Origin of the sequence: Methylophilus sp. 13 (assembly GCF_015354335.1) — a bacterium.
In the GTDB taxonomy this organism is placed as follows: Bacteria; Pseudomonadota; Gammaproteobacteria; order Burkholderiales; family Methylophilaceae; genus Methylophilus; species Methylophilus glucosoxydans.
Genome location: NZ_JADKYR010000004.1, coordinates 28207 through 55029, shown reverse-complemented (window position 1 = coordinate 55029; position 26823 = coordinate 28207). Strand labels below are relative to the sequence as shown.

The 26823-nt window shown below is 51.0% G+C and carries 23 protein-coding genes; 13 read left to right on the top strand and 10 right to left on the bottom strand.

Annotated features, from left to right (window positions below; genetic code table 11):
- The first annotated feature begins 69 nt into the window (after positions 1–69).
- Positions 70–270, top strand: a complete 201-nt coding sequence (gene rpmE, locus INP77_RS11335) for a 50S ribosomal protein L31 (RefSeq protein WP_018987393.1) — start codon at positions 70–72, stop codon at positions 268–270.
- Positions 271–394: 124 nt separating this feature from the next.
- On the top strand, positions 395–2080 hold the full coding sequence (locus INP77_RS11330; protein ID WP_194749172.1) for a glycosyltransferase family 39 protein: 1686 nt from the start codon (positions 395–397) through the stop codon (positions 2078–2080).
- A 42-nt stretch (positions 2081–2122) separates the two neighbouring features.
- On the opposite strand, the gene INP77_RS11325 is transcribed toward INP77_RS11330, so the two are convergent.
- Genes INP77_RS11325 through INP77_RS11305 form a run of 5 tightly spaced genes read right to left on the bottom strand, consistent with a single transcriptional unit; the run spans position 2123 to position 8225 of the window.
- Positions 2123–2392 carry a formate dehydrogenase subunit delta gene (locus INP77_RS11325; protein ID WP_228518898.1) on the bottom strand — a complete coding sequence of 90 codons (270 nt, stop codon included), beginning with the start codon at positions 2390–2392 and terminating at the stop codon, positions 2123–2125.
- Complete coding sequence (fdhD, locus tag INP77_RS11320; RefSeq protein WP_368667938.1) at positions 2376–3278, bottom strand: formate dehydrogenase accessory sulfurtransferase FdhD; 903 nt, start codon at positions 3276–3278, stop codon at positions 2376–2378. Before fdhD ends, INP77_RS11325 begins: the two co-directional genes overlap by 17 nt.
- Positions 3278–6169, bottom strand: coding sequence for a formate dehydrogenase subunit alpha (fdhF, locus tag INP77_RS11315; RefSeq protein ID WP_194749171.1), 2892 nt, complete (start codon positions 6167–6169; stop codon positions 3278–3280). Before fdhF ends, fdhD begins: the two co-directional genes overlap by 1 nt.
- Before the next feature lie 18 nt (positions 6170–6187).
- Positions 6188–7753 carry an NADH-quinone oxidoreductase subunit NuoF gene (locus INP77_RS11310; RefSeq protein WP_194749170.1) on the bottom strand — a complete coding sequence of 522 codons (1566 nt, stop codon included), beginning with the start codon at positions 7751–7753 and terminating at the stop codon, positions 6188–6190.
- Positions 7746–8225, bottom strand: coding sequence for a formate dehydrogenase subunit gamma (locus INP77_RS11305; protein WP_194749169.1), 480 nt, complete (start codon positions 8223–8225; stop codon positions 7746–7748). Before INP77_RS11305 ends, INP77_RS11310 begins: the two co-directional genes overlap by 8 nt.
- A gap of 131 nt (positions 8226–8356) precedes the next feature.
- On the opposite strand from INP77_RS11305, the gene moaA reads away from it, so the two are divergent.
- From moaA to lplT, 8 genes are all read left to right on the top strand, one after another.
- Entirely contained in the window at positions 8357–9367 is a 1011-nt protein-coding gene (gene moaA, locus INP77_RS11300; RefSeq protein WP_194749168.1) for a GTP 3',8-cyclase MoaA, read from the top strand.
- On the top strand, positions 9367–9945 hold the full coding sequence (mobA, locus tag INP77_RS11295) for a molybdenum cofactor guanylyltransferase MobA (RefSeq protein ID WP_194749167.1): 579 nt from the start codon (positions 9367–9369) through the stop codon (positions 9943–9945). The genes moaA and mobA overlap by 1 nt, the downstream gene beginning before the upstream one ends.
- The gene (glp, locus tag INP77_RS11290; protein WP_194749166.1) at positions 9942–11210 is read left to right on the top strand and encodes a gephyrin-like molybdotransferase Glp; all 1269 of its coding nucleotides are present in this window, start codon (positions 9942–9944) and stop codon (positions 11208–11210) included. The genes mobA and glp overlap by 4 nt, the downstream gene beginning before the upstream one ends.
- 89 nt (positions 11211–11299) lie before the next feature.
- Positions 11300–12082: a TonB family protein gene (locus INP77_RS11285; protein ID WP_194749165.1), complete on the top strand. Its 783-nt coding sequence runs from the start codon at positions 11300–11302 to the stop codon at positions 12080–12082.
- A 6-nt stretch (positions 12083–12088) separates the two neighbouring features.
- Positions 12089–13570, top strand: coding sequence for a HAMP domain-containing sensor histidine kinase (locus INP77_RS11280; RefSeq protein WP_194749164.1), 1482 nt, complete (start codon positions 12089–12091; stop codon positions 13568–13570).
- Positions 13571–13679: 109 nt separating this feature from the next.
- Positions 13680–14141 (top strand): peroxiredoxin, encoded by a 462-nt coding sequence (locus tag INP77_RS11275; protein ID WP_194749399.1) that lies wholly within the window; start codon positions 13680–13682, stop codon positions 14139–14141.
- A 12-nt stretch (positions 14142–14153) separates the two neighbouring features.
- Positions 14154–15548 carry a PhoH family protein gene (locus tag INP77_RS11270; protein ID WP_194749163.1) on the top strand — a complete coding sequence of 465 codons (1395 nt, stop codon included), beginning with the start codon at positions 14154–14156 and terminating at the stop codon, positions 15546–15548.
- A 21-nt stretch (positions 15549–15569) separates the two neighbouring features.
- On the top strand, positions 15570–16736 hold the full coding sequence (lplT, locus tag INP77_RS11265) for a lysophospholipid transporter LplT (RefSeq protein WP_194749162.1): 1167 nt from the start codon (positions 15570–15572) through the stop codon (positions 16734–16736).
- Positions 16737–16801: 65 nt separating this feature from the next.
- Here the strand turns inward: lplT and INP77_RS11260 are convergent, their stop codons facing one another.
- From INP77_RS11260 to INP77_RS11240, 5 genes are all read right to left on the bottom strand, one after another.
- On the bottom strand, positions 16802–18127 hold the full coding sequence (locus INP77_RS11260; protein ID WP_194749161.1) for an NAD(P)/FAD-dependent oxidoreductase: 1326 nt from the start codon (positions 18125–18127) through the stop codon (positions 16802–16804).
- Between the two features lie 74 nt (positions 18128–18201).
- Positions 18202–18711, bottom strand: a complete 510-nt coding sequence (locus INP77_RS11255; protein ID WP_228518896.1) for a c-type cytochrome — start codon at positions 18709–18711, stop codon at positions 18202–18204.
- A 140-nt stretch (positions 18712–18851) separates the two neighbouring features.
- Positions 18852–19334, bottom strand: a complete 483-nt coding sequence (locus INP77_RS11250; protein WP_194749160.1) for a cytochrome c — start codon at positions 19332–19334, stop codon at positions 18852–18854.
- Between the two features lie 222 nt (positions 19335–19556).
- Positions 19557–20432: a quinoprotein dehydrogenase-associated putative ABC transporter substrate-binding protein gene (locus tag INP77_RS11245; protein ID WP_194749159.1), complete on the bottom strand. Its 876-nt coding sequence runs from the start codon at positions 20430–20432 to the stop codon at positions 19557–19559.
- 245 nt (positions 20433–20677) lie between these two features.
- Positions 20678–22543: a PQQ-binding-like beta-propeller repeat protein gene (locus INP77_RS11240; RefSeq protein ID WP_194749158.1), complete on the bottom strand. Its 1866-nt coding sequence runs from the start codon at positions 22541–22543 to the stop codon at positions 20678–20680.
- A gap of 302 nt (positions 22544–22845) precedes the next feature.
- Between INP77_RS11240 and pip the strand changes: the two genes are divergently transcribed.
- The 3 genes from pip (at position 22846) to INP77_RS11225 (ending at position 26725) form a co-directional block, all read left to right on the top strand.
- A complete protein-coding gene (pip, locus tag INP77_RS11235; protein WP_194749157.1) occupies positions 22846–23802 on the top strand; it encodes a prolyl aminopeptidase in 957 nt (318 codons plus the stop codon).
- 15 nt (positions 23803–23817) lie between these two features.
- Positions 23818–25092 carry a YhjD/YihY/BrkB family envelope integrity protein gene (locus tag INP77_RS11230; RefSeq protein ID WP_228518895.1) on the top strand — a complete coding sequence of 425 codons (1275 nt, stop codon included), beginning with the start codon at positions 23818–23820 and terminating at the stop codon, positions 25090–25092.
- A 124-nt stretch (positions 25093–25216) separates the two neighbouring features.
- Positions 25217–26725, top strand: coding sequence for a 2OG-Fe(II) oxygenase family protein (locus INP77_RS11225; protein WP_228518894.1), 1509 nt, complete (start codon positions 25217–25219; stop codon positions 26723–26725).
- Positions 26726–26823: the final 98 nt, after the last annotated feature.

Below are 26823 nucleotides of genomic sequence, written 5' to 3'. Positions count from 1 at the left end.
CTTGATAAAGCAGACGAATTCATAGATAATCGCGCGTTTACTGCAACTGCTTAAGATTAGAGAGAAAGCATGAAAGCTGATATTCACCCAAATTACCCGGAAATCAACGTCACATGTAGCTGTGGCAACAAATTTAAAACCCGTTCTACTAACGGTAAAGACTTGAACATTGAAGTCTGTTCACAGTGCCACCCGTTCTACACTGGCAAACAAAAGATCGTGGACACCGCTGGTCGCGTTGAGAAATTCCGCCAAAAATACGGCATGTAATTTCGGCGAAGATCGTCCAGAAAGGCAGCATGGCTGCCTTTTTTGTTTTAATCTATAGGCATTAAACTTGAGCTGAATGATCTGTTCTTGTTAAGGGCGTTTACTTCGCGATCTGTATTCCACCATGCAGTTTTACATTGACCACGACTGGCAAGAAAACATGGCTACCCCGCGCGCCAAGGTCGGTGAGCGGGCAAAAACACATTTGCTGATCCTGCTCTGTGCCATCTGGTTGTGCGTGGGCCTGATAGGGCATTCACCCTGGAAACCGTTCGAGTCGCAGACGGCCAGTATCGTCCAAAGCCTGTTTGAACATCCGTTCCTGTCCATGCAAAGCTGGACCGAAGGCTACTGGATTGCACCTGTATCGGCAGGCCACCCTGCCCTGGAAACCCCGCCCTTGTTTTACTGGGTCGCAACTGGTTTTGCGCATCTGCTCTCCCCATTTTTACCTATACATGATGCAGCCCGACTGAGTGTTGGTGTCTGGATGTTGCTGACACTGATCATGATGGGCTTGAGTGGGCGGGAGCTGTGGAACTTTGGTGTTGGCAGACAAACCAATTTCATTTTCATAGGTTGCTTGGGGTTAGTGGTGAGCGCCCACACCATGATGCCGGCCGTGGCGGCCTTGAGTGGCATCACCATGGCGTTTTACGCCCTGGCACTCGTCATCCGCAAGCCATTACGTGCTGCAGGCTTGCTAGGGGCAGGCTTGCTGATCTCATTTCTGGCGGGTGGCGTATTGCCTGCACTCACCATTATCGGGACGACGGCTTGCCTGCTGCTATTGCCTGCCATTCGTCAACATCGTGCACAATCCCAAGCCTTACTGGCAGGCGTGCTGCTTGCAGTACCTGGCATCTGGCTGTGGTGCTCGCTATGCCAGCAATGGGCTCCCGAACTTTGGCAGACCTGGTGGCAATCGCAATGGCAAGTGCAACTCCCGACAAAGCATGCTTACTTTGTCCGCACCTTGGCCTGGTATGCCTGGCCAGCACTCCCTTTTGCCATGTGGGGCGTTTGGCGCTTCCGCCAGAGCGTGCTGAGCACCTACCGCTTTCAATTGGGACTGATCTTTTTTACCGTGGCCTTTGTACTGATCGGCTTTTATAGCGACCGCAGTGAAGTGAATGCCTTGCCCTTGCTGGTCCCGCTGACCGTGCTGGCAGCTGGCAGCATAGAAACGCTCAAACGTGGCGCAGCGGGTGCCTTAAACTGGTTTGGATTGATCTTGTTTGGCCTGTTGATTGCCATTGCCTGGCTGGGTTGGTGGGCCATGCTCAATGGCACCCCCGTCAAACTGTATCAGCGTCTGAGCTACCTGTCCGGCCTGCAAATGATTCCATTCAGCCTGCTCTACGGTGCGATTGCGGTAGCCGTGACCCTGATCTGGTTATCTATTGTCTTGCGTTCCAAACACTCCAACCGATCCAGCGCCACAAACTGGGCCATCGGCATGACCTGTGCCTGGACCGTATTCATGAGTCTCTGGCTCCCGATGATTGAAGCGGCGCGCACCTATCAGCCCCTGTTTGAAGACTTGCGCAAGCATTTGCCCACGCATTACCAATGTATTTATGCGCAAAACATAGGCAGCTCGCAAGAGGAGTTATTGCATTATCATGCCAAGATACGCCTGCAAACCCAGGCGACTGCAAAACCGGCAGACTGTGATTTGTACCTGATTGAAGACCAGCCTGGCAAACGCCACGTGTTGCCCGGGGATGAATGGCGCGTCATTTGGGAGGGGGAGCAGACCCGCCAGAATCGCGAGTCTTTCAGATTATTACAGCGACACCACAAGTAATACAGAAAACGGCGACCAGACCTTCAGGTCGCCGTTTTCACTTCAAGACAATTTTACATATTGTTGCACGGCCGCAATCACTTGCGGATGCAAGCCTTGCCCCTGATGCTGCTGCACATGGCTAACCAGGCTGTTGATCATGACCGAATTCCAGAACTTTTTCAGGTGACTGGCAATTTCACGCTGCGCTTCCTCGGCATCAGGATTTGCCTCAAAAAAATCGCCAATCTGGTTAGCCATTTTAATTAACTTTTCGACATCCATCTCTCTACACGCTTTCCAGTGACTATCCAGCTTAGCTTGTTTGGCCAAGCTCACCACTATACACAACACATTGGCCTGCTCTGGCAAAGCCAACCAGTAAAAAACCATATTCCTTGGCCAGATTGACGGCGAGGGCGGTGGGCGCAGACATGGCCACCAACACCTGACCACCGGCCATCGCCACTTTCTGTACCATTTCATAACTGGCGCGACTGGTCGTCAGCACCCAATGATCCAGCCAGCATGCAGACCACTCGACTTGCTGGCGCAACAAGCAACCGATCAGTTTATCCAGCGCATTATGCCTGCCGACATCTTCCCGCACGCACACAATGTTGCCCTGTTTGTCGGCAAGTGCTGTGGCATGCGTTGCGCCTGTCATCTGTTGCAGTGGCTGCTGTGATTGCAACGCTGCCAGCGCGTTGGCTATCACGGCCGCATCCAGTCTGGTGGGCGCTGATGCCGTCATGCCAGGATGCTTGAATACTTGTTGCAAACTTTCTGCACCGCATAAGCCACAACCCGTGCGGCCAGTCAGATTACGGCGCTGCGCCTTAAGCAAAACAAATTGTTCTGTGGCTAACTCTATGTGCAGTTCAATGCCTTGTAATTGACCATCGTCATCCTCAATCGCTTTAGCCTCTACACCATAAATCTGCTTGCGCGCAGTAATAATGCCTTCGGTAAACGAAAAGCCATAGGCAAAATCTTCGAGGTCTGCCGGCGTGGCCATCATCACCACATGCGATATCCCGTTGTACACAAACGCAATCGGGACTTCTTGCGCCAAGGCGTCGGCGACCACAGTCACTTCGCCCTGACGCCAGCGCGTCACCGCCAGCGTCGTGACTGCCTGCTCAGCAGGCTGCACCGGCATTTCCTGATAGGCTGACAGGCGACATTGTGCCTCAGCCTCCTTAATGGCCTCGCTCATCAGGAAACAACCGTCTGCGGATCCATGCCGGACAACTCAATTTGGGTATCGCTGAATGAACGATACTGTTTCTGCCAATCAGACAACTGGTTCACCTTGGACACCTGTACTGCCGTGACCTTGTACTCTGGGCAATTGGTCGCCCAATCCGAGTTGTCGGTGGTAATGACATTGGCACCGGACTCAGGATGGTGGAAGGTGGTATAGACCACGCCAGGTTGTACCCGCTCGGTAATCTTGGCGCGCAACACGGTCTGCCCGGCGCGGCTGGTAATCCCCACCCAATCGCCTTCAACAATCCCGCGATCCTCAGCATCGTGCGGATGAATCTCGATCACATCCTCATGATGCCAAACCACGTTTTGTGTGCGTCGGGTTTGTGCACCCACATTGTATTGCGACAGGATACGGCCGGTGGTCAGGATCAATGGGTATTTCTGGTTGACGCGCTCGGTGGTGGGCACATATTGAGTAACAAAGAACTTGCCCTTGCCGCGCACAAACGCATCCACATGCATGGTCGGCGTCCCCTCTGGCGCCTCGTCATTGCAGGGCCACTGGATACTGCCCAACTCGTCCAGTTTCTTGAAGCTGACCCCAGCAAATGTAGGGGTCAAGGCAGCGATTTCATCCATGATCTCGCTGGCATGGGCGTAATGCATGGGGTAACCCAAGGCGGTCGAGAATCTGGCAGTAATCTCCCAATCCTCCATCCCATTCTTGGGGGTCATGACTTTACGCACCGGGGAAATGCGGCGTTCGGCATTGGTAAACGTCCCGTTTTTCTCAAGGAAGGACGCTCCCGGGAAGAATACATGCGCGAATTTGGCAGTTTCGTTCAGGAACAAGTCCTGCACAATCACACACTCCATATTCTCCAGCGCATGGGTCACGTGCTGGGTGTCAGGGTCTGACTGGGCAATATCCTCACCCACACAATACACCGCTTTAAAACTGCCTTCAACGGCCAAGTCCAGCATATTGGGAATACGCAGCCCTGGATCAGCACTCAGTTTGACGCCCCATGCCTGCTCGAACTGCGCCCGTGTTTCATCATCAGACACATGACGGTAGCCAGGAAACTCATGCGGCATGGATCCCATGTCACAAGAGCCTTGTACATTGTTTTGACCACGCAAGGGATTCACACCCACGCCTTCACGCCCGACATTGCCGGTTGCCATCGCCAGGTTGGCTATGCCCATCACCGTGGTCGAACCTTGACTGTGCTCGGTGACCCCTAACCCGTAGTAAATTGCCGCATTGCCGCCGGTGGCATACAAGCGTGCAGCTTCCCTCACCTCTTTGGCAGGCACGCCCAATTCTTTTTCTAGTGCTTCTGGAGAGTTTTCAGGCTTGGCAGCAAAATCACGCCAGGCCACATAAGAATCCCATTCGCAGCGCGCTTTAACAAAGTCCTCTTGCACCAATCCTTCAGTCACAATCACATGTGAAATGGCTGAAATCATGGCCACATTGGTCCCAGGCCGCAGCTTGAGATGGTAGTCGGCACGAATATGGGGAGAATTAGCAACCAGGTCGATTTCACGTGGATCGACGATAATCAACTTGGCCCCTTCACGCAGACGGCGTTTCATCAGTGAGCCAAACACCGGGTGACCATCGGTAGGGTTGGCCCCCATGACGAAAATCACATCTGATTTCATCACGGAATCGAAGGTCTGTGTGCCCGCGGACTCACCCAGGGTTTGCTTGAGGCCATAGCCAGTCGGGCTGTGGCACACACGGGCACAGGTATCGACGTTATTCACACCGAACACGGCACGGATCAGTTTTTGTGTGACATAGACTTCTTCATTGGTGCAACGACTGGAAGTAATTCCGCCCACGGCCTCTTTGCCATAGGTTTGCTGGATACGCTGAATTTCACTAGCGGCATAATTAATTGCCTCATCCCAGCTCACTTTTTGCCAGGGATCATGAATACTCTTGCGTATCATGGGCGTGGTAATGCGATCCGCATGCGTCGCATAGCCCCAGGCAAAGCGCCCTTTGACGCAGCTGTGACCATGGTTGGCGCCTCCTGCTTTGCTCGGCGTCATGCGGACAACCTGCTCACCTTTCATTTCTGCATCAAAACTGCAACCAACGCCGCAATAGGCACAAGTTGTTGTCACTTTGTGCTCAGGCGTGCCTGCCTCAATCACGGTTTTTTCCATCAATGTGGCGGTCGGACAGGCTTGCACACACGCACCACAGGAGACACATTCTGACTCCAGAAAGTCTTTGTTGCCGGCAGAAACCTTGCTGTCAAAGCCGCGACCTTGAATGGTCAAGGCAAAGGTGCCCTGCGTTTCTTCACAGGCCCGCACGCAACGCGAACAGACAATACATTTGGAAGGATCAAAGGTGAAGTAGGGATTGGACTCATCTTTGACTTGGCCCAGATGGTTTTCGCCTTCGTAGCCATAGCGGACTTCGCGCAAACCAACCGCACCTGCCATGTCCTGCAACTCGCAATCCCCATTGGCGCCACAGGTCAGGCAATCCAGCGGATGGTCAGAAATATATAACTCCATGACGCCCCGGCGCACATCCGCCAATTTAGGGGTTTGCGTCTTCACCTTAAGCCCGGGGGCGACTGGCGTCGTGCAAGAGGCCGGATAGCCGCGACGGCCTTCGATCTCGACCAGACAAAGACGGCAGGAACCAAACGGCTCCAGGGAATCGGTAGCACAGAGCTTGGGCACGGTGACGCCACCCAACTGCGCCGCATGCATGATAGAACTGCCCTCGGGCACAGTAACATCCACCCCATCGATATTGAGGGTCACCATCACTGCGCTGTCTGATTTTGGCGTACCGTAATCCTTGTCTGGGTCATACTTGAGGGATTGCGGCTGCGAAGAGGAATACTTGATATCGTCCATAATAATGTCCTTTGCTGCCTAGGCTGCAGCCTCTTTACCACTTAATCCAAAGTCTTCAGGGAAATGGTTCAATGCGCTCAAGACCGGGTAAGGCGTCATCCCGCCCAAGGCGCACAGAGAACCGTTAAGCATGGTGTCAGACAAATCACGCAACAAATGCACTTGCTTGGCGCGATTGTTGCCCAGCATAATCTTGTCCATCACCTCTACGCCACGGGTAGAGCCGATACGGCATGGCGTACATTTGCCGCAGCTTTCCTCGGCGCAAAACTCAAAGGCATAGCGGGCCATTTTCGCCATATCGACACTGTCATCAAAAGCAACGATGCCGCCGTGACCGAGTACCGCCCAAATTTTGCCAAATTCTTCATAATCCAGTGGCGTATCAAACTGACTCTCTGGCAAATAGGCCCCCAGCGGACCGCCGACTTGCACGGCGCGAATCGGCCGCCCAGTCGCTGAACCACCACCATAGTCGTAGAGCAATTCGCGCAAGGTCGCACCAAATGCCAGTTCGACCAGGCCGGTGTGTTTTAAATTACCCGCCAGCTGGATAGGCAAGGTGCCACGTGAACGCCCCATGCCGTAATCCGCATAGTATTGTGCACCCTTATCCAGAATAATCGGTACGGTAGCCAGCGAGATCACGTTATTGACAATGGTCGGCTTGCCAAACAAGCCTTCAATGGCGGGCAATGGCGGCTTGAAGCGCACCAGCCCTCGCTTGCCTTCCAGGCTTTCGAGTAAAGAAGTCTCTTCGCCACACACATAAGCGCCTGCCGCACGGCGGACCTCCAGGTGAAACGTTCGGCCTGAGCCCTGAATATTCTCGCCCAGATACCCGGCAAGATTGGCCTTGCGGATCGCCTCATTCAGTGTTTTCAAGGCATGCGGATATTCACTGCGCAAGTAGATATAGCCCTGCGTTGCGCCGACCGCAATGCCGGCGATGGTCATGCCTTCAATCAGCACAAACGGATCGTCTTCCATGATCATGCGGTCAGAATAGGTGCCGGAATCGCCCTCATCCGCATTACAGACGACGTATTTTTGTTCAGCGGGCGCATTGAGCACGGTATTCCACTTGATGCCGGTCGGAAAAGCGGCACCACCCCGGCCACGCAAGCCTGAGTCCGTCACCGCTTTGACTATGTCAGCGCCGGACATGGTCAGCGCATTTTTGAGTCCTTGATAGCCATCATGCGCGAGGTAGTCCTCAAGAGACAATGGATCAGTGATCCCCACCCGGGCAAAGGTCAGTCGTTGCTGTTTTTTGAGCCAGGCCAGCTCTTCAGTCAAGCCGAGATATAAGGGATGGGCTTTCGCCTGGTCTGCCAAGGGCTGAGTAAACCCGGCATCAAACAAGCCTGCGACATCTGCGGGCGACACCGGGCCAAAAGCGACGCGCCCTTGCGCACTCTCTACTTCTACCAGAGGTTCCAGCCAGAACAGGCCACGAGAGCCATTACGCACCAGCGTAATCTCGAGGCCTCGCGCCTGGGCTTCCTGGATGATTTTTTTCGCGGTACGCTCAGCACCCAAAGACAGTGCTGTCGAGTCGATTGGGACATAGATCTTAACCATGACATACCTCGGCAATCAGTTCAGTCACTTTTTGCGTATTCATGCGGCCATAGACCTCTTCATCGAGCATAACGGCCGGGGAACAGCCGCAATTACCCAGACAATAGACCGGGAGCAAGGTCAGTGTGCCGTCAGCGGTGGTTTGATGATAGTCCACGCCTAGCCTGGCTTTTAATTCGGCTTCAAGCCTCTCTGAACCCATGGCCTGGCAGGATTCCGCGCGGCAGACTTGCAACACATGCTTGCCGACCGGATGCGTACGGAAATGATGATAGAAACTCACCACGCCGTGCACCTCGGCCACCGAGAGCGCCAGGGCTTTGGCAATGTCAGGATAGACGGTTTCCGGCACATAGCCAATATCCTCCTGAATCGCATGTAGCAGAGGCATTAAGCCGCCCGGTACATGCTGGTGTGCTTGAATATGCGCTTGAATTTGCGCATGCTGTTCATGGCTTAATGTGTTATCCAAACCGACCTCACATCTTAACGAGTTACAATTCAGTTACATTCTATCACCCTGGCATCATATCCTCTATTTATGCCTTGTTAAAGCAAAAAAAGGGCATAAAATGCTGATTACTTTAAATTTTAATGATTGCAATGCATACGCCAGCCACTCTGCCCACCCAATTGATCGACCAGTTTGGCCGACAGGTGGACTACATACGCCTGTCGATTACTGACCGCTGCGATTTCCGCTGCCAATACTGCATGGCAGAGGACATGACGTTTTTACCCCGTCACGAGGTCATGTCACTGGAAGAGTGTGCACGCTTGGTTAAATTGTTTGTCCGTATGGGCGTGCGTAAAGTTCGCATCACCGGCGGCGAACCGCTGGTACGCAAAAATGCACTGTGGCTGTTTGAGGAAATTGGACATTTGCCCGGTCTGGAGGAGTGCGTCATTACCACCAATGGCAGCCAACTGGATAAATACGCGCAGGCATTGAAGGCGGCAGGCGTCAAACGCATCAATATTTCCATCGACAGCTTGCAGGCTGACCGCTTCAAGGCGATCACCCGGGTAGGTGAGTTATCCAAAGTGCTGGGCGGTCTTGAAGCGGCCATCGCCGCCGGTTTTGAAAACATAAAGCTCAATTCGGTATTGATGCGCGGCATCAATGATGATGAAACCGAAGCCCTGGTGAACTTCGCCATTCAAAAACGCATAGATATCAGCTTTATTGAAGAGATGCCCTTGGGCGAAGTGGCGCACGACCGTGAACAGAGCTGCGTCAGCAATAAAGACACCCTGGCATTACTTAAAAGTAAGTTCTCACTGACGCCAAGTACCCATCAAACAGGCGGCCCCGCACGCTACTGGCAGGTCAATGGCCAAGCGACCAGGATCGGCTTTATTTCACCGCATAGCCACAATTTTTGTGAAAATTGCAACCGGGTACGCATTACCTGCCAGGGAGAATTATTTTTATGCCTGGGCCAGGACCATCAGGTGAATTTATTGCCGCTGTTGCGTGCACACCCCGACGATGACCAGCCCCTGGTAGAAGCGATTTTGCACGGCATGCATATCAAGCCCAAAGGCCATGACTTTGATTTACAACGTGCAGGACCCGCTGTGATCCGCTTTATGTCGCACACAGGTGGTTAATGCAGATTACCGCAGTGATTCTTGCCGGGGGGCGTGGCTTGCGCATGGGGGGCGTGGACAAAGGCCTGGTGGACTACCAGGGCAAACCACTGGTCGCACATGTGCTGGAGCGCATCCAGCCGCAAGTGAATCATGTCATCATCAATGCTAACCGCCATCTGGACGAGTACCAGCGTTTTGGCATCCCTGTGGTCGCCGATGCCAATGACCAATTTGACGGGCCTTTGGCAGGCATGCAAGCAGGGATGCATCATGCCAGCACCGAGTGGATTGTGAGCGTCCCCTGCGATTCGCCGCTGCTGCCGCTGGATCTGGTCAGCCGTCTCAAGACTGCCCTGGAACAAACACAACACCTGCACAAGCAAGCCCATGGGCTGGCCATTGCACGCAGCCAGAGTGGAACACACCCCGTTTTCTGCCTGATGCCACGCGCCCTGCGCGAGGATTTGGATCATTTTCTCGAGCAAGGCCAGCGCAAAGTGAGCGCATGGCAAGCGCAACATCCACATGTATTCGTGAGCTTTGAAGATGAGCAAGCGTTTACTAACATTAATGAACGGCCATCATCATCGCTATGAACCAGACACCAGATTTATTACGTCAATTGGCCCACGACCCGGCGGGTGCAGAGGATTATGACCCCAATGCCATGTCGGTATCGCAAGCGCGACAATATATCCAACAATTCCTGACGCCTGTGCAACAGACCGAATGCCTTTCGATTAAACAAGCCTTGGGACGTGTGCTCGCCAGCCCTATCGCCTCTACACTCAATGTGCCAGGTCACAACAATTCAGCCATGGATGGCTTTGCTTTCAGGCTCGCTGAAGCCTCGCAGCCATTGCGTATCGTCGGCACGGCGTTTGCCGGCAAGCCTTTTAACGGCAAGATTCCTGCGGGTGGCTGTATCAAAATAATGACCGGGGCAGTGATTCCGGCAGACGCTGACACCGTCGTGATGCAAGAGCATGCAACAGTGACCGGCGAGCATGTCAGCATCCAAAAACTGCCTGGCAAAGGCGCCAATATTCGTCTAATGGGTGAAGACATCGCTATCGGACAAACCGTCCTTGCTACTGGCCACACGTTGCAACCGGCAGACATGGGCTTGCTCGCCTCGCTGGGTGTCGCAGAGATTGAGGTTTACCGGCATCTTAAAGTGGCCTTTTTTACCACGGGCGATGAACTGGTGAGCGTAGGCCAGCCCTTACAAGCCGGACAAATTTACGACAGTAACCGCTATAGCCTGTGGGGCATGTTGCAAGCCCTGGGCACAGAGGTGGAGGACCTGGGCAATATTGCCGACAATCCCCAAGCCTTGGAGCACACTCTATTGCAAGCCGCCGCCCGCTTTGATGTGGTCATCACCAGTGGCGGCGTGTCTGTGGGTGAAGCGGACTTCATGAAACAACTGCTCGCCACCCATGGTCAGGTGCTGTTCTGGAAAATCAACATGAAGCCAGGGCGACCGCTGGCTTATGGCAAGCTGGGACAAGCGCATTATTTTGGCTTGCCCGGCAATCCGGTCGCCACGATGGTAACGTTTTACCAGTTTGTGCAAACGGCGTTAAAAACCTTGATGGGAAGCCATGAGCGCGTACAACCTTCCTTCAAGGTCGAGTGCGTGAGCCCGATTAAAAAGGCCGCAGGCCGCACCGAATTTCAGCGCGGTATCCTGTTTAAGGACGGTACAGACTGGAAGGTAAAAACCACAGGCGAGCAGGGCTCCGGTATTTTAAGCAGCATGAGTCAGGCCAATTGCTTTATCTTGCTCGATGAAGCCTCAGGGCCGCTACCCGCAGGCAGTTGGGTTGAAGTACAACCTTTCACCGGCATTTTCTAAGGCATCCTTGTATCTGCAAGCTGGCAAGAAGATTCAAAAATAGCTTATAGTGTCGGCTTGCGTTGGGGGTCATCAAAAGGGATATTGGCGTGCAAGCCGTTTTAAAAGAAACAAAACAATTCAGTCATTTATTAGAGTGGTGCCTGATTGCCTCACTCCTGATACATGCCTTGATCATGTTTACTCTACCCAAACCTGATTACGACCTGCCGCCCCCAAACAAGCAAGAAATCCGGATTGAGCTGGTCAAACCAGAACCACCCGCTGTCACACCCGCGCCACCTGCACCAGCCGAACCTGAAGCGGTCAAACCCACCCCTCCAAAACCGCAGCCACAGCCTCCAAAGCTAGAACCCAAGGCCGTAGAGCAAAAACCGGTGACGCCGCAAAAACCGTCGCCTATGCCAGAGCAAGCGGTAGAAACGCCCCGCCCCGTAGTGGAATCACCAGCCCCGGCCGTGATTGCCGCCAAGCCCAGCGTCAGTGAAACCAAGTCTGAAGTCGTGGTGCCGCCCCCCGCGCCCCCTGCGCCACAAGAACCAGTCAAAGCCTCTGGGCCCAGCGAAGGGGATATTGACGCCGCGCGTAATGCGTTTAGAAGTGCGGCACATAGGGAGCTGAAGAAAAACCAGCGCTACCCGCGGATTGCGCAAGACAGAGGCATAGAAGGCGATGTCAAATTAAGCATCAGCATTGACGATCATGGCAATATCACCAATATTGAAGTCGTCGAGTCCAGCGGCAACAAAGCCATTGATGACGCAGCCTTGGCGGCAGCGCAAAAATCGCAGCTTAAACCCCATTTTCATGAAATACTACGTGGCAGAATCAATAACATTATTGTCACGGTCAGCTTCAAACTGTCCAGTTAGGTGCACATGCTGTTCAAGCGCAAGCAGACAAGCTCATCTCCCCATTGGCAACATGACAAGCCGCTGCGCTTATTATTGCTTTTTCATGACATCTATTTTATTGCACTGATCGTCCTCGCCGTCGCCAGTGGCGCTTATGGCATCTATTTGTGGGACAAAGCCTCCAAACAATCCCAGCGCATCAATGTCGTGATCCAGGAAATCTACCTGGTACGTGGCGACCTTTACCGGCAAATGAAAGAGTTGTTTGATGCATTTTTTTTGCAAGAGACGAATGCGCTCAATGAATACAACCAATACACCACGTCGATTCTGATCCATATGGAGCGCCTGCAGTCGATCGCGCTGGACCAGGAAGAACGTGATGCCTTGATGGAGATTGAGCACAAATACCGCAACCTGGTGAATGAAGCACCTGCGCTGTTCTATCGTTACCAGAACAATCCCGACCGTAATGCCCAGAAGTCGATTTATCAGGATATTGAAACCGGCATCTTCAAGCATTATGAAGAGGTGTCCAAGCGCGCAGAACGCCTGCTCATGATCAAGCAAGGTGAAATCAAGCACAGGCTGGATGAAGCCAGAAGTAACTCCATTGCCGTTTTGTCCTTGCCGCTGTTACTGGCTTGTGTGCTGATTGTCTATTCCAGGCGCATTCTCAAAGAGTCTATCGTGCGCCCGATAAATGACATTATGCAAGCCACCAATGCCATCAGTGGCGGCAGCCTCACCCATCAGGTGCCAGAAGCTGGCGCCGAGGAGCTGGCGATGCTGTCACGCGAAATCAATAAAATGGCCGAAGACCTGGCCGCCAGCCGCGATGCCCTGGTCAAGAGCGAGAAACAGGCGGCACTTGGCCTGTTGGTGCCTATGCTGGCGCATAACATCCGCAATCCCCTGGCGAGTATCCGCGCTACTGCGCAGGTGATCGATGACCCGCAGCTGGACAAGGACACCATGGAATCGATTCAAGGCATTATCCATACCGTAGACCGGCTTGAGCGCTGGACCGGCAGCCTGTTGTCTTATCTGCATCCGATCAAGCCTATGCTCAATCAGCTGCGGCTATCCAATATCGTTCAAGGTGCGGTCACTACCTTGCATCCCAAACTGAATGAAAAGCAGATCAGGTTGCAAGAAAACAGTGACACGGTGCAACAATTGATTTTGACCGACGAGCATTTACTGGAACAAATGCTATACAACCTGCTTCTAAACGCGACAGAGGCTTCTCCCAAAGGCGCCGAGATTCAGCTGCAATGTGCGCTACATGATCACTTGCTAACCCTGGTGATTATCGACCAGGGGCCAGGCATGCCGTTCAAGCCTGATCCGCATGCACTGACACCGGGCCCCACCACCAAACGGTTCGGCACGGGTCTCGGCATTCCTTTTGCATTTAAAGTTTGCGAAGAGCTCGGCGGGAGCATGTCTTTTGAAAGTGGCGCAGGCACAGGTACCCGCATTACCATCTTATTACCGCAATAATCATCCACCTCTCGTGAGATGCTTGATCGCAGGCGGTGAATATGCGATTTGTGCTTGCTTAATTTTGTATTTTTATCAACAATGTGATTAAGTGATAGCGATGTCAACTATGTTAAATTCACCTGTTCCAGAACTCAGCTTACCAGCGACCTCCAGCCTGCAATTCAATAGCAAAGACTATTTGGGCAAGTTCCTCGTCCTGTATTTCTACCCCAAGGATTCCACCCCAGGCTGTACCACGCAAGGGATGCAGTTCCGTGACATGCATGCCGCATTTCTCGAAGCCAATGCCATCATTTTTGGCATTTCGCGTGATACGCTCAAATCGCACGAAAACTTCAAGGCCAAATACAGCTTTCCCTTTGAATTGATCTCGGACAGCGATGAGATCGCTTGCCAGGCGTTTAATGTGATCAAAATGAAAAACATGTATGGCAAACAGGTTCGCGGCATTGAGCGCAGTACGTTTCTGATCAACCCACAAGGCATCATTGTGCGCGAATGGCGCGGTGTCAAAGTCGATGGTCATGCCGCTGAGGTGTTAGCCAGCATACAGTCTTCCCACTCATAAAAGTGATTTTCTATGGCCCGTGCTCCACAAACCAAGCTTTTTGTCCTCGATACCAACGTTTTGATGCACGACCCTTCGTCGCTATTCAGGTTTGAAGAGCACGACGTCTACCTTCCCATGGTCACCCTGGAAGAGCTGGACAACAATAAAAAAGGCTTGACCGAAGTTGCACGTAACGCACGCCAGGCCAGCCGTTTTCTTGAAGAAATCATGGGTGGCAATGAAACAAGCAATCTTGAGGAAGGCTGTCCGCTTGCCATTCAAGGCAACCGTCATTTAACGGGCAAGCTGTTTTTCCAAACCGAACATGTGCCGACGGATTTACCAGGCCTCGCTGGCAGCAAGGCCGACAACCAGATCATCAGCGTGGTGCTGGCGCTCAAAAAACAACACACCAAACGCAATGTCATCCTGGTCAGCAAGGATATCAACATCCGTATCAAAGCCCGTGCCATGGGCGTGGCGGCTGAAGATTACTTTAATGACAAGGTACTGGAAGACAGCGACATGCTGTATACCGGCCTGCGCGAACTGCCTGAAAACTTTTGGGACTTGCACAGCAAGGACATGCATTCATGGCAAGAATCTGGCCGCATGTACTACAAAGTCAGCGGGCCTATCGTCAAGTCACTGCTAGTAAATGAATTCGTGTTTTATGAATTCAACAAACCGTTTCATGCTATTGTGCGCAAGATTGAAGACAATACCGCCATTCTTGAAGTGGTGCAGGACCACATGAACCCCAAACACAATGTGTGGGGCATCACTGCGCGCAATCGTGAGCAGAACTTTGCGCTCAACCTGCTGATGGATCCCAACATTGATTTTGTCACGCTGCTGGGGCAGGCCGGGACGGGTAAAACCTTGCTCACCCTCGCCGCCGCCCTGACGCAAACCCTGGATAAAAAACGTTATTCTGAAATTATCATGACCCGTGTGACGGTACCGGTTGGCGAAGATATCGGCTTTTTACCTGGCACGGAAGAGGAAAAAATGGCGCCATGGATGGGTGCCCTTGAGGACAACCTCGATGTGCTCAACAAAACCGATGAAGATGTGGGTGAGTGGGGCCGTGCAGCCACCCAAGACCTGATCCGTACCCGGATTAAAATCAAATCGCTGAACTTCATGCGTGGCCGTACCTTTCTCAACAAGTTTCTGATCATAGACGAAGCACAAAACCTCACCCCCAAACAAATGAAAACGCTGATTACGCGGGCCGGACCGGGCACCAAAGTGGTCTGTCTGGGCAATATTGCCCAGATTGATACCCCCTACCTGACGGAGGGCAGCTCGGGATTGACCTATGTGGTTGACCGCTTCAAGAACTGGGCGCATAACGGGCATATCACCCTGGTGCGTGGTGAGCGCTCACGCCTTGCAGACTTTGCGGCAGAGGTCTTGTAGACAGTCGTCTGCTCGCTTCTTATGGTCAAAGGCTTCTATACCTTACTGATTGCCCAGTTTTTGTCGGCAATCGCAGATAATGCTCTGCTGTTTGCTGCGATTGCCCTGCTGGCAAAGCTTAACGCACCCAGCTGGCACGAACCACTTCTACGCGAATTTTTCGTGATTTCCTATATCGTGCTCGCACCTTTTGTCGGCCCCTTTGCCGATGCGCTGCCCAAAGGCCGGGTCATGTTTTTAAGCAATGGGTTGAAGTTTATCGGTTGCCTGATGGCACTGGCGGGCGTGCCGCCCCTGTATGCGTACGCTGTGGTGGGGATAGGTGCTGCCGCTTACTCGCCAGCGAAATATGGCATTTTGACGGAAATGCTGCCATCGCATTTGTTAATCAAGGCCAACGCATGGATGGAGGGCACCACAGTCACCGCCATTATTCTGGGGCCGGTGTTGGGTTCTACGTTGTCTGCCAACAATCCATACATGGGGATTGCCTGCATTATGTGCCTGTATTTGCTGGCCGCAGCGTTCAACTACTACATTCCCAAAGTACCGATTGACCACAAAGTAGCGCAAAAAACGCTCTGGTTTTTGCTCAAAGATTTTTGGCATGCCTTTATGACGCTGTGGAAAGATCCGCAAGGCCAGGTCTCGCTGGCCGTCACCACTTTGTTCTGGGGCGCCGGCGCCACCTTGCAATTTGTGGTATTACAGTGGGCAGATGTCAGATTGGGCTTCTCTCAGCAACAAGCGACTTATTTGATCGCCATCCTTGCCGTTGGCATCGCCATCGGCTCAATCATCGCTTCCAAGTATGTCGAGCTGGAGAATGCCGTGAAAGTGTTACCGGCAGGCATTTATATGGGGATTCTGGTGATGAGCATGATGGTGATCCACAGCCCCATTCTGGCAGGGATCCTGCTATTTGTGATTGGTGTGCTTTCAGGCTATTTTCTGGTGCCGCTCAACTCCTTATTACAGCACAGGGGCCATCATTTACTCGGCGCCGGGCACTCGATTGCCGTACAGAATTTTAACGAGAATATAGGCATCTTGCTGCTATTAGGCGCTTACACCTGGATGGTAGGCGCCAAGCTAGACATTAATACCATTGTGGCCATCTTCGGGGTATTTATTATCTTCAGCATGTCATTGATCACACTGGTTTATCGCAAACATATCCGGCGATAAGCGCAACGCAGCTTTGATACAATCAATAAAAAGGGCGCCTGAGCGCCCTTTTTGCTGCCTAGCGATCAATGCAATTTGACATGTGGCTCGGTACGTCTTGAGATAATACGACCGATGGTATGAACAATCACCGCCAGCACACCGTGCAATGCCATCAAGTGCATCTTGTACAAGGAACGGTACATCACGCGTGCGAACAAGCCCTGAATGTACATGCTGCCCCCCGCCACAGCACCCATCAAGCTGCCCACGGTAGAGTATTTGCCCAAATTGACCAGTGAGCCGTAATCGGTATAGTGGAACTCTGGCAGCGATTCTTTACCAGCCACACGCGCCTTCACCGTCTTGATCAGCAGCGAAGCCTGCTGGTGTGCCGCTTGCGCACGTGGAGGCACCGTCGCGTCATGCCCCAGCCATGGACAGGCTGCACAATCACCAAACGCAAAAATATTCGTATCACGAGTGGTCTGCAAATGCTGATTCACCACCAGCTGGTTAATACGGTTGGTTTCCAGCCCATCGATATCCTTGAGAAAATCCGGGGCTTTGATGCCAGCTGCCCACACCACCAACTCCGCAGGAATCGTACGGCCGCTGTGCGTCGTGATGCCTTTGGGAGACACCTCAGTCACACGCTCGCCAGTAAACACATTCACCCGCAGTTTACGCAGCTCGACATCAACCGCATAAGAAAGCTTGGGTGGTAATGCTGGCAAAATACGGTCACTTGCTTCAATCAGAGAAATCTTGACGTCACGATCGGCATCAATTTTATCCAGGCCATAGGCGGCGAGCTCACGCGTAGTATTGTGCAGTTCAGCCGCCAACTCGACACCCGTCGCCCCAGCGCCCACAATCGCCACTTCAAGCTGACCGGGTTTTAATGGTTCAGGCTGTGTTTGTGCACGCAATAATGCGTTGTGCAGATAGCGATGGAATTTTTGCGCCTGCGCCTGGGTATCCAAGGCAAGTGAATACTCACGTGCCCCTTTAATGCCAAAATCATTGGTAGTACTACCCACCGCGATAATCAGGGTATCGTATTTGAATGAACGGCGCGCAATAATTTCATTCCCATCTTCGTCATGTACCGGCGACAAAAACACTTCACGTGTTGCACGATTCAGACCATCCATCCGGCCCAGCCTGAACTTGAAGTGGTGCCAATGTGCCTGTGCCAGATACTCCAGCTCATGGCGATCCGGATCCATACTACCCGCTGCAATTTCGTGCAACAACGGCTTCCAGACATGGGTTCGCGTTGCATCAATCAACGTGATCCTTGCTTTTTTCTTTTTGCCCAAGGAGTCACCCAACTTGGTCGCCAATTCAAGGCCACCTGCACCACCACCTACAATAATGACATGGTGTAAATCATTTTCGTCAGTCACGCTCACATTAATCCTTCAATAAAAAAGCGCGCCTGCCGTACTGCCAAGCGCGCACAACACCTCAAATAACACGACTATTCGTTACCAGTAATTTTGGCATGACTACGAATAAAAGCGATGATTTTCAATACATCGTCAGGCTTCAAACCATCATCTGGCGCCATCAAGCCAAAACCTTTTGCACCCATGCCACCATTGGTGCCATGCCAGATCGTTTCAAACATGCCTTTATTGGTTGCATTCTTCGCATAACGGAAATTCTCGCCAATCAAGCCAGGCCCGACAGCGCCTTCACCATGACCACCATGACAAGCAACGCAAGAGAACAGGTTAAACTTTTTCTTGCCTTCTTTAATCGCCTCTTCGTTACCAATATAAGGGTTTTTACCCGTCGCCAAAAATTCTTTCGCAGCAGGTGTATCAAACATTTTATGGTCAATTTCCATAGGTTGACCATCTTGGGTGGTGACAAATTGTATCGCCTTGATATCGCCACCTTCTGCTGAAGCGCCAGCAGATTGCCCACCGTTGTTACATGCCGCCAACATTGCTGCCAGCAATGTCGTCAATAATAAACTTCTCATCGTTACCCCCAGGTTTTATATAGTGTTATTCCTTAAAATCCTGCCATGTCTATTATTATTTTAGCTTCACACAGCACGCTTTAATTGTGCCATAAAAACAAAAAACGGTCACCTAAGTGACCGTTTTTATTCGTAACGAGTTATTCGTTACCTGTCATGCCTACGTTGCTATTACTACGCACAAAGGCAATCACTTTCAATACTTCATCTGGTTTCAAACCATCATCTGGCGCCATCAGGCCAAAACCTTTAGCACCCATACCACCGTTGGTACCGTGCCAGATGGTTTCGAACATGCCTTTGTTCGTTGCGTTTTTAGCGTAACGGAAGTTAGCACCGATCAAGCCTGGGCCAACAGCGCCTTCACCTTTACCACCGTGACAGGCAACACATGAGTACATGTTGAAAATCTTTTTACCTTTTTTGATAGCGTCTTCGTTACCGATGTATGGGTTTTTACCAGTAGCCAAAAATTCTTTGGCAGCATCTGTATCGAACAAAGCTTTGTCAATGTTCAAGGTGGAACCGTCTTGAGTTGCTGAAAAAGTGATATCAGCCATTGCGCCTGTGGCAAATGCCATCAAGGAAATCAACAATGCTGATTTAAGTGTGTTGCCTAACATGTTTTCTCCTAATCCTAAACAAAATGAGCGGCGACAAGTGGTAAACCAAACAATTACCGCATGCTCATTTAACGAATCGTTCCAGAAACGGTTGACGAATAATTCATTAATAATGACAGAATTTATCACACAGCCATCTCAAAACAAGCCAACGATTTTACTGTGTTTTTTTTTCCTTGTCATTAGCAACTGTCTGTTTATAAAACTTTTTCAACAGTACTGTTATTTTTTATACACACTGTCGCCTTCAACAACTGGCACGGTGGGGATACCATAATCCTTAAGAATCGCATCAATCTTGTCTTTGTTGCGCTCTAAAGCTTCATTAATCATTTTGATGCGATCTTTATCCTTCATACGGACAGCTACTGAAATATTCCAATACTCCTTACCTTTGAGGTTGACTTTGTTGTACTCAGGAATCAGGCGCATTTCCAGCGGGACTTTGGAATTTTTAACGTAGTAACCAGCGATAGGACCCCACATCACAGCGACATCAATATCGCCTTTGACCAGATCATCAATAATGAAGCTGGTTGGCAAATTCAGATCCCGCTGCAAACGATAAGGACGTGCATTCGTCATCAAGTTGTAATCGTTGAGCGGGATAGTCGCTGGGCTCTTGTCAACAATCCCGATAATGCCTTTTTTCAAATCTGGCGAATCCCAGTTGGTAATGTCGTAATTGCTGTCTTTGCGCCAGACAAATACATGTCCTGAACGATAGTAGGGTTTGGACGTTCTCAACCCATCGAAGTCTGAGGTCATACCGATGATCACATCACATCGCATTGCATTGATGGTATTACGCAGAAACCCTTGACGATTATAGGCATATTGGAAGCTCAGCTTCTTGCCAAGGTCATCGGCCAGCACTTTTGCAATCTTGTCTTCAAATCCTTCCAGCTTCAAGTTAGAGTAAGGCATATTATCGGGATCAGAACAAACCTTGAACTCTGATTCATCAGCCACACGACGTACTTCACCGATCCGGCCTTCATCCGGGTTGATTGAAGGGATTTCGATCTCCTCAGCAGACACCCATGATTGCGTTGCCAACACCAATCCCACCGCACCCAGCATATTCCATATTTTCATTTTGATTTCGTTCCTTTTTGTGATTGTTTCCTGTCGTTTTTTGAACTTAATCATATGCAAAAGTTCGATGAATTCACGACAAACTCAATCATCTTATCGCGAATACGTATTGATTTGTAGGGAAGCCCTACTTAAATTCCTATTCATGGTTTTTAATCATGAAATTCATGAAAAAAAACACCCTGCCTAAGCAGGGTGTTAAGGAGTCAACGTACTTCTATTAGATAATTTAAGGCAAGCTCAAATTACAGTGAGAATACGTTCAATGCACCGCCGCCAGGAGCAGCGTTGTACTTGGTCAACTCTTTGTAACCACCAGCAGCACCCAGTGCGTCTGTGTCGTTAGTCATACCCAAGTTCATCGCAACACCAGCCCAACCACCGATACCAGACAATACACCAACGTATTGTTTACCAGCATGGCCGTAGGTGAATGCGTTACCAATTACACCGGAACCCACTTGGAATTTCCACAGTTCTTTACCATTTTGTGCATCAACAGCCTTGAACCAACGATCCAATGTACCGTAGAACACAATGTTAGAAGCTGTAGTCAGAGCACCACCCCAAGCAGAGAACTTCTCTTTGTTGTACCAAACTTTTTTGTTGGTCATTGGGTCGTAAGCACCGAAACCACCCATCACGCCGTCTGGACCAGCAAACATGGTCAGTGTCGCACCAACCCATGGTTGACCAGCAACGTATTTGGACTCAACTGGCTCGTATGTCATACATACGTGGTTCAATGGTGTGTACATCAAACCAGTTTTTGGTGAGTAAGCCGCTGGCTGTTGGTCTTTAGTACCCAGAGCCGCTGGACATACACCTTTAGCGTTGTAGTCTTGGTGTGTAGAAGCAGATGCCAGTTTGTCTGGTACACCTGTTTTCAGGTCAACGCTGTTAGCCCAGTTAACAAATGGGTGCACTTTTTCAGCAGCAACCAATGTACCGTTGTTAGCTTGCCATGTGTAGATAAAGCCGTTACGGTCATGGTGCCATGCGTATGTTTTGCCACCTTTGTCGAACAGGATCACTTCGTTAATACCGTCGTAGTCCCACTCATCGTGTGGTGTCATTTGCATTGCCCATTTAGCAACACCAGTGTCCAGATCACGTGCAGTGATTGTCATGGACCATTTGTTGTCACCTGGACGTACGTCTGGGTTCCAAACGGATGGGTTACCTGAACCGTAGTATACCAAGTTTGTCTTGGCATCATATGGCCACCAGCCCCATACGGAACCACCACCATGTTGCCAGCCGTCTTTCACAGCTTGTGGTTTCAACCAAGTACGTGTACCCAGTTCTTTTTCGCCGATTTTCAGTTGGTCGTTAGGGATCTTTTTGAAAGAACCGCCTTGTTTGTTACCACCGTTCACGTCTTCATAAACAGACAGCGCGTTGTACTGTGGGTTTTCTTTGTTAGTGTTAGCGTCGTGCAATGTTTCGCTATCTGGGCCTGTAGAGTAGGCTTTCCATGCCAGAGAACCATCTTTAATGTTATAAGCAACAATAAAGCAACGTACGCCGAACTCAGCACCTGAGCAACCAGTCAGTACTTTGTCTTTGATCACGTGTGGTGCGTTGGTGTTAGTTGCACCGACTTTTGGATCAGTGTTTTTAACGTCCCAAACTTTAGCACCAGTTTTTGCATCCAAAGCAACCAGCATGCCGTCGTTTTGTTGCAAGAAGATTTTGCCGTCGCCGTAGCCCAGACCACGAGAAACGTTGTCACAGCACAGAACTGCTTGTACGCTTGGGTCTTGTTTTGGGAAATAGGACCAAACGATTTTTTGGTTGTCGTTCAAATCCAGAGCGTATACGTTGTTTGGGAATGCTGTATGTACATACATCATGTTACCCACAACCACTGGAGAACCTTCGTGACCACGGTTTACACCGGTTGCGAATGTCCAGGCTGCTTTCAGGTTTTTAACGTTACCTTTGTTGATTTGAGCCAGGTTGCTGTAGCCTTGGTTGAAATGGTTAGCGCGTGGGTGTGCCCAGTTGTTGGCATCTTTCATCGCAGCTTCTTGGTCAGCAGCAGCGAATGCAACCATTGGCAAAGCAGCTACCAGACCCAGGGCCAGTTTGATTTTGTTAACTTGCATATTGATCTCCAAAGTTAGTACTAAGGGTTTAATATTAGGTGTGCACCTGATTTGCTGACACTAGGAATGAGCATAAAAGGCACACACTTTACACACCAGAGACAAGGGAAATTATCCTGAACTAACTTGGAAATTGTCACTTGCCACATGTGAGGATTGCAATATAGAACAATTTGTTTTCAATTGCAACACTTTGGTTACAAATTGGTTACAATTTTTTCAAATTATTTTTTGAATTTTTCCACCGTCTCATTGGAAATAAATTTTTACAAATAAAATCAAATAGTTAAAGAAAACCCTCTATGAAGAACCTCGCCCTCTTTCCCGAATGCCAACCATTCAAACAGTGGCATCTTGCTGCCACTTCGTTACATTCTATCTATGTTGAGCAGTGCGGGAATCCAGAAGGGGTTCCCGTGATTTTTTTGCACGGTGGCCCGGGCAGCGGCTGCAATCCTGCGCAACGGCGCTTTTTTGATCCTGCGCATTACCACATCATTCTGTTTGATCAGCGCGGCTGCGGCCGCAGCATGCCGGCGGGAGAAATTCAAGACAACACAACCCAACATCTGGTTGCCGATATTGAACAGATTAGGACCAGGCTAAATATTTCACGCTGGCATGTCTTCGGCGGATCATGGGGCAGCACCCTGGCGCTGGCTTATGCCAATCAACATCCGAATCAGGTGATCAGCCTGACCTTGCGTGGCATCTTTCTAAGCAGACCACATGAAATTAACTGGTTTCTGGGACAGGTTGCATTGTTCTTTCCTGAAGCATGGCAGACATTGCTAGCCCCAGTCCCAGAAGCGCAGCGCAGCCAGGTACTGGAGTACTATGCAACCCAGGTGTTCGATCCTGACCCCGTCGTCAGTATTCCGGCGGCAATTCATTGGAATGCATTTGAATCCAGCATCATGAGCCTGCTGCCCAAGGCTGACAGCAGCGCCCCGGATGGCCAGGTGGAGCTCGCCCGCGCACGGATACAAATTCATTACATCCGGCATCTCTGTTTTGTGGATGGTGAGCAGATGCTCTCCGATGCGGGCAAACAACTGACGCACATTCCAACGACAATTGTTCAGGGCCGTTATGACATGGTGTGCCCACCGCAAACGGCTTGGGCACTGAGCCAAGTTCTGCCTCACGCCAAGTTTGTGATGGTGCCGGATGCTGGTCACTCCGCGATGGAGGCAGGTACCTGCCTTGCCCTGCTGAACGCCACAGAACAATATAAGCATTTATCAGACGCAGACTGAGCCACTAAACGCAATATGATGCCATCCGTATTATGGTCAACCTTGCAGCAGCAATGGCAAGGCTTGAAACAGCAGCTGTCGGCTTATACCTATTGCACGCCACTATTTGTGGTGCAGACCACCTGGCATGGTGTGATTCGCCACCGCCTGATGGCGCTGGCGGCAGCGTTGTCGTTTTATGCCCTGTTTGCGCTGATCCCGCTGATTGTGCTGATTTTCTTTTTACTCAGCCACTTGGTGTACTCATCGGATTATGCGATCGTGAAGCTGGCCATCCTGACCAGCAATCTGCTCCCGGAATTTAGCCAGCGCATCATGGTAGAGGTGTATCACAACACTCAAACCGAAGCCGCCTGGGGTGCTGTCGGCTTCTTTATTCTGCTATGGACCATCACCCCTCTGGCTGCACATATGCGCTCCAGCTTTTATCTGATTGCCAGCCGCCAGGATGTCCCCTCATTCTGGCATAAGAAGCTGCGGGACATCATGGCGGTACTGGGCGTGTTGCTGGTGTTCTTCCTGTTTACCGCAGCGGGCTTTGTGCTGGAATCAGTGATTGTCTTTTTGGCGCAGCACCTGCCAACGGCGATGATCAGCGTAGTCGGCTGGCTGGCTTCACTCTTGTTGACCACCTTGCTGATCGCCGGCTTTTATCATAGTTTTTGTCCTCTCCCCATCCAGTGGCGTCATTTGCTCATCTCAGCCTTGCTGACGGCGACGGTGTGGATGCTGATGCGCCCTGCCTTCGGGTTATTTTTAACGGTGAATAAAAATTTTGGCGCCGTGTTTGGCAGCATGAAAGCCATGTTTGTCTCGATCAGCTGGTTATATCTCAACTTTGCCGTCTTTTTGGCGGGCATAGAATTGATGGTCACGCTGAAACAAAAAGAAATATTGCTACTGAAAGGTCTGTTTGATGATGTGCCCAATCAGCAGCATTACCTGCAAGCGCTGACACAGCTCTTTGGACAGTCCTATAGCAAAGGCGACCACATCATTCGGCAAGGCGCATTGAGTACCTACTATTACATGGTGGTCGAGGGCACCTTGCATATGACACAGCACGCTAATGGGCAGGACAGCACCGTGCGCATTTTGCAGTCTGGCGATTTCTTTGGTGACATGGCCTTGTTTTCTCAACAAGCGGCAACCGCCAGTGTGGTGGTAGTCTCCGAGAGCGCATCCGTCATCCGCATAGAAAGCGACTACATGCACAGCTTGCTGGAACAAGCCCCTGAAATTGCCGTTAGACTGCTCAAACAGCGCTCAGACCACACCCGCCCCCACTAACCCACCTGCCTTTTTGGCACCCAATCCCCTTTTAGCCGATCACCATTTGCGGGAGATCAACACACGCAATCATTGCGGAATTGTAATATCTGTTACAAAATTGTAACTATATTGGGAATTTTTCATGATGGCTATTCCACTCGCACAAGAGATCAATGCATTAATACAGCAACTGAATCGCGGCCAATTCGAGGCAGTGATTCAACGTGCTCGCCATTTAGTGGCGCAACATCCTCGCGAATTTATCTTGCATCATTTGCTGGCACTAGCATTCGATCAACAGCAAGCCTACCCGCAAGCGGCTGAGGCTTACCAACATGCTTTAAACCTAAACCCGAAAGTCCCTGAGCTTTGGTTCAACTATGCGATTGTTAAAACACATCTGAATGACCTGGTTGCCGCGGAGCAAGCTTATGCCCAAGCCATTGCCTTGAATCCGCAATTTTTTGAAGCCCACGGCAATCTGGGCACGATATTGCAAAAGCAAGGCCGGCTGGACGAAGCTGTCGCCAGTTATCAGCGCGGCTTGCGCATCCAGCCGCAAGATGCACGCGGTCATTTTAATCTGGGCACCGTGCTACGAGATCAAGGCGACTTGCAAGCCGCCGTACAAAGCTATGAGCGTGCCATCGATTTGTTCCCAAATTACACGGATGCCTATAACAATCTGGGGGAAACCTGGCGCGATCAGGGCGATATGACACGGGCGGTCAACTGCTATCAGCAAGCCTTGCAGCGCAATCCCCAACATGCTGCAGCCAATTACAACATGGGCGAGTTTCTATATTTGGCCAAGCGCTTCGAAGAAGCGATCCCTTACTTTGAGACATCGCAACTGGAAGACTGGCAAGCCAGAGTCTTGTATTGTTTATATCGCGCCGAACAATTTGAGGTTTTTAAACAACGTCGCGATGCAATGCTTGCGCAAGGCCCGCACACGGCACCGTTTATCGCCACCCTCTCTACGCACTACAGCATCAATCATGGCGAGCCCGACCCTTACCAGTTTTGCCCGGATGGCTTTTCGTTTGTCTATCACCGCAGCCTGCCTGAGCTGGCCCCTGGCAGCCCCTTGCTCACACAGTTATTGAACGATATCGCGCAAGCAGATATTGCTGAACGCAAACAAGCGCGGCTCACTCACGGCAAACAGTCTGCTGGCAACTTATTCAAACGTGCGGAAGCTTCGTTCAGGGCACTGGGCGAAATCGTCAAGCGAGAGTTTCGCTCATACCACGAACACTATAAACATGCGGACTGTGCCTTAATTACCCATTTCCCCTCAGCACTGGAGTTCACCAGCTCATGGTATGTCAAGATGCAAACAGGCGGGCATCTGGATGCGCATATCCATGAAATCGGCTGGATCAGCGGCGCGGTTTACCTGGCCATGCCGAAGACTGAGGATGAAAAGGAAGGCGCCTTTGAATATGGCACGCATGGCGACCAATACCCGCAATTGCATGATCGGTTTCCAACACGTTATATCAAGCCGGCGATTGGAGATATTGTGCTGTTTCCCTCCTCGCTCTTTCATAGAACGATCCCGTTTCAGGCAGACGCAGAGCGCATTTGCATTGCCTTTGATTTAAAACCCGCGACGCCAACCGGCTTCACACGTAGTGACTATTAATCTCCTGCAGGTTCACAAGCCAGAAAAAATCTTTTAGTTTGATGAATTTATCAAACCGATACAGAATTTATCAATTTTGCTGATTATAGATAGCTGGC

Excerpts from the sequence above, each read along its gene's own strand:
- rpmE (WP_018987393.1), top strand. The coding sequence starts at position 70 with ATGAAAGCTGATATTCACCCAAATTACCCGGAAATCAACGTCACATGT.
- INP77_RS11330 (WP_194749172.1), top strand. The coding sequence starts at position 395 with ATGCAGTTTTACATTGACCACGACTGGCAAGAAAACATGGCTACCCCG.
- fdhD (WP_368667938.1), bottom strand. The coding sequence starts at position 3,278 with ATGAGCGAGGCCATTAAGGAGGCTGAGGCACAATGTCGCCTGTCAGCC.
- fdhF (WP_194749171.1), bottom strand. The coding sequence starts at position 6,169 with ATGGACGATATCAAGTATTCCTCTTCGCAGCCGCAATCCCTCAAGTAT.
- INP77_RS11310 (WP_194749170.1), bottom strand. The coding sequence starts at position 7,753 with ATGGTTAAGATCTATGTCCCAATCGACTCGACAGCACTGTCTTTGGGT.
- moaA (WP_194749168.1), top strand. The coding sequence starts at position 8,357 with ATGCATACGCCAGCCACTCTGCCCACCCAATTGATCGACCAGTTTGGC.
- mobA (WP_194749167.1), top strand. The coding sequence starts at position 9,367 with ATGCAGATTACCGCAGTGATTCTTGCCGGGGGGCGTGGCTTGCGCATG.
- glp (WP_194749166.1), top strand. The coding sequence starts at position 9,942 with ATGAACCAGACACCAGATTTATTACGTCAATTGGCCCACGACCCGGCG.
- INP77_RS11280 (WP_194749164.1), top strand. The coding sequence starts at position 12,089 with ATGCTGTTCAAGCGCAAGCAGACAAGCTCATCTCCCCATTGGCAACAT.
- INP77_RS11275 (WP_194749399.1), top strand. The coding sequence starts at position 13,680 with ATGTTAAATTCACCTGTTCCAGAACTCAGCTTACCAGCGACCTCCAGC.
- INP77_RS11270 (WP_194749163.1), top strand. The coding sequence starts at position 14,154 with ATGGCCCGTGCTCCACAAACCAAGCTTTTTGTCCTCGATACCAACGTT.
- lplT (WP_194749162.1), top strand. The coding sequence starts at position 15,570 with ATGGTCAAAGGCTTCTATACCTTACTGATTGCCCAGTTTTTGTCGGCA.
- INP77_RS11255 (WP_228518896.1), bottom strand. The coding sequence starts at position 18,711 with ATGAGAAGTTTATTATTGACGACATTGCTGGCAGCAATGTTGGCGGCA.
- INP77_RS11250 (WP_194749160.1), bottom strand. The coding sequence starts at position 19,334 with ATGTTAGGCAACACACTTAAATCAGCATTGTTGATTTCCTTGATGGCA.
- INP77_RS11245 (WP_194749159.1), bottom strand. The coding sequence starts at position 20,432 with ATGAAAATATGGAATATGCTGGGTGCGGTGGGATTGGTGTTGGCAACG.
- INP77_RS11240 (WP_194749158.1), bottom strand. The coding sequence starts at position 22,543 with ATGCAAGTTAACAAAATCAAACTGGCCCTGGGTCTGGTAGCTGCTTTG.
- pip (WP_194749157.1), top strand. The coding sequence starts at position 22,846 with ATGAAGAACCTCGCCCTCTTTCCCGAATGCCAACCATTCAAACAGTGG.
- INP77_RS11230 (WP_228518895.1), top strand. The coding sequence starts at position 23,818 with ATGATGCCATCCGTATTATGGTCAACCTTGCAGCAGCAATGGCAAGGC.
- INP77_RS11225 (WP_228518894.1), top strand. The coding sequence starts at position 25,217 with ATGATGGCTATTCCACTCGCACAAGAGATCAATGCATTAATACAGCAA.